We start from the raw sequence: 2,493 nt of genomic DNA on the forward strand, positions 1-2,493 counted from the left end.
CGCCGACGCTAAAACAAAAAACAACTGAATACCAACGAACACCCCTGTGGAAGGACACCGGTCAACCGGTGCCCCTTTCCCCAGGGGTGTTTTGTCATTGCTACCTTCAGGCCAAGTCTGTCTGCCGTGCGCAGCTGCGCACGCTGTGACCCCTTGACCAGCAGTGATGTGGTGCATCCGGAAGGATTCTGGGGCTGGTTGAGAGCATCCGCCTGCTGCGTGGGACGGTGCATGGCTGCGCACGGAACATACCGCTGACCCGTTCTGACTGCTGGTTGAGGTGGACGCCATGCCCTCAGCGCGGATCATCGGCCTGCAACCTTCGGGCTGGAATGACCATCACCAGCATGATGCCGGCGACCAGAAGAACACCGACGGCGAAGTCCCCGGTGAGATCCGCCAACAGACCGATGAGGGCGGGACCGAGGAAACCACCGATCTCCCCGATTGAAAAATACAGTCCGCCGGCCGCCCCCATCAGGGCCGGGCCGATCTGCGGCATCTCCATCAGGGTGTTCATCATCAACGGCATCAGGGCGGCCGCAGCAAACGACTCCGCGATCAGGACCCCCACCAGCACTGGCCCGTCCAGGAACGGGATCGCGGCCAACGTCACCCCGGCGACGACAAGCAGGATCTGCGCCATCGTTGACCGTGTCATCCGCTGGACCAGGCGCATGATGATGACCGAGCCGGCGATCCCGGCGACCGCTGCGGCTCCGGCGAGGACGCCGGCGGCATCGGCATCCGCTCCTTTGGATTCGAGGATCTGGGGCAGCCAGTTGCGGAAACCGTGGCTGGCGATGAACCCGGACATTCCGATGATCATCACGGGCCAGATGCCGGGGACGCGGACCACCTGGCGGATGCCGGTGAGGATCCCGACGTCACCCGGTTCCGTCCGATCCGGGGAGGATGCGTCGCGGCCCAGGAGGAGCCAGGCCACCGCGATGGTCAGCCCCAGGGCGCCGAAGGCGAACATGGCGTGACGCCAGTCATGTCCCACCAGCGGGAGGACGACGATGTTGGTCAGGGAGAGTACGGCGACGTTACCGACCTGGGAGCCGGTGACGTAGATGCCGGAGGCGGTGGCGCGGTGGTGGTCGGTGAACCACTGGGCGATGAGTTTGGGCAGGCCGATGGAGATCACCGGCCCACCCAGGCCGAGCAGGGCCACGGCGAGAACCAGGGTCCAGAAGTCGACCGCCAGGCCGCGGGCGGCCGCGGAGGCGGCGATGAGCAGCATGCCGATGAACAAGCACGGTTTGGCCCCGTAGCGGTCGATCAACGAGCCGACTGGCAGAGCAGCGCCGATATAGACCAGCTGCCAGGTCCCCAGGATGATGCCCACCTGGCTGTAGCTCAGGCCGAGATCGGCGCGGACGGGGGTGATGATCGGTACCAGGGAGGCCGCGGTGACGGCGAAGCCGAAGTACAGCAGCCACGCCAGGCCGAGCATCCCCCACCGGGTGGCGCCCTCTGGTGTTGCACGATGATCTGTCACGGTTTCTTCCTTCCTGCGTGCCCTCCCCCGGGAAGATGGAATGAGACGGTGGGAGGGGGCGTCGATAAGCACCGGCGGCCGTCTTTTCGGGGCGGTGAACTCACGTAGCATGGCGGAGAAGCAATACGACAATGTGCCGGCTCGACAGTCCCACGCCACCAGCGTAAAGGAGGGAGGGTGACTTCGAGTGCAGTATTTCCTGCTGGCGGTCTTTGCCGCCCTCGCCGTGAATTTCCTTGCCGCGGTGGTTCTCGTCCTGCGTCGGGCGAGGCGGGGCAGCTGGCTGCTCGTACTGCTGCTGTCGAGCACGACCGGTGCCGCGCTGGCGGTCATGGCGGCCCTTCTTTTTGTGGAACCGGATGAACACAGCGTCGACGTCGCCCTCGTCTTCACCGCGCTGGCATCCGTGAGCGCCCTGGTCGCGGTGGCCGTGTTCGCCCGCCGTGCGGAAACGCAGAGGTCCGGGGTGGGTGGGCAGGATGCTCTCTGATGTGCTCGCCGCCGTGCTGATGAGTTGCGGGCTCATCTTCTTCACCGCCGGGACGATCGGTCTCATCCGCTTCCCGGATGTCCGGAGCCAGCTCCATGCCCTGACCAAGGCAGACAACCTGGGTCTGGGGCTGCTGCTCCTGGGGGTGGCGGTGTATGTGGGCGACCTCGCGACGGGTGTCGGCCTGCTCCTGGTGTGGCTGCTGGCCCTGGGGGCCTCCTCGATCTCCGCACAGGCCCTGGCCGGGGCCGAGGCCGAGACCCGGGAAGGGGACGCTCATGGCCGGACCCTCTGAGGCGACCGTGGGGGTCGTCGACATCGTCCTCACCGTTTTTCTGGCGGGCACCGTCATCCTCATCGCCGCCGACGGCTCCCGCCGGACCCAGGTCGGCGCCTACCTCAGCCTGGGTGCGGTGCTGAGCATCGTGTGGTTGCGGTTGGGGGTCGTTGACGTGGTGTTATGGAGCTCTTTTCGGTAGCGGGGTTGGGTCTATCCGGT

4 protein-coding genes are annotated in these 2,493 nt (G+C 66.0%); 3 read left to right on the plus strand and 1 reads right to left on the minus strand.

The window, feature by feature from the left end; all coding sequences use genetic code 11:
• Positions 1–295: 295 nt before the first annotated feature.
• Positions 296–1,504, minus strand: a complete 1,209-nt coding sequence (locus NYP18_RS15230; protein ID WP_259429041.1) for an MFS transporter — start codon at positions 1,502–1,504, stop codon at positions 296–298.
• Positions 1,505–1,691: 187 nt separating this feature from the next.
• Between NYP18_RS15230 and NYP18_RS15235 the strand changes: the two genes are divergently transcribed.
• From NYP18_RS15235 to NYP18_RS15245, 3 genes are read left to right on the plus strand one after another with little or no spacing between them, the layout of a single operon-like run.
• Positions 1,692–1,994 carry a hypothetical protein gene (locus tag NYP18_RS15235; RefSeq protein WP_259429042.1) on the plus strand — a complete coding sequence of 101 codons (303 nt, stop codon included), beginning with the start codon at positions 1,692–1,694 and terminating at the stop codon, positions 1,992–1,994.
• Complete coding sequence (locus tag NYP18_RS15240; protein ID WP_259429043.1) at positions 1,984–2,289, plus strand: monovalent cation/H(+) antiporter subunit G; 306 nt, start codon at positions 1,984–1,986, stop codon at positions 2,287–2,289. Before NYP18_RS15235 ends, NYP18_RS15240 begins: the two co-directional genes overlap by 11 nt.
• Complete coding sequence (locus NYP18_RS15245; RefSeq protein ID WP_259429044.1) at positions 2,273–2,473, plus strand: hypothetical protein; 201 nt, start codon at positions 2,273–2,275, stop codon at positions 2,471–2,473. The genes NYP18_RS15240 and NYP18_RS15245 overlap by 17 nt, the downstream gene beginning before the upstream one ends.
• Positions 2,474–2,493: the final 20 nt, after the last annotated feature.

Origin of the sequence: Corynebacterium lemuris (genome assembly GCF_024919295.1) — a bacterium.
GTDB classification, from domain to species: Bacteria; Actinomycetota; Actinomycetes; order Mycobacteriales; family Mycobacteriaceae; genus Corynebacterium; species Corynebacterium lemuris.

Coding starts and splice junctions, on each gene's coding strand:
- NYP18_RS15240 (WP_259429043.1), top strand. CDS start 1,984: ATGCTCTCTGATGTGCTCGCCGCCGTGCTGATGAGTTGCGGGCTCATC.
- NYP18_RS15245 (WP_259429044.1), top strand. CDS start 2,273: ATGGCCGGACCCTCTGAGGCGACCGTGGGGGTCGTCGACATCGTCCTC.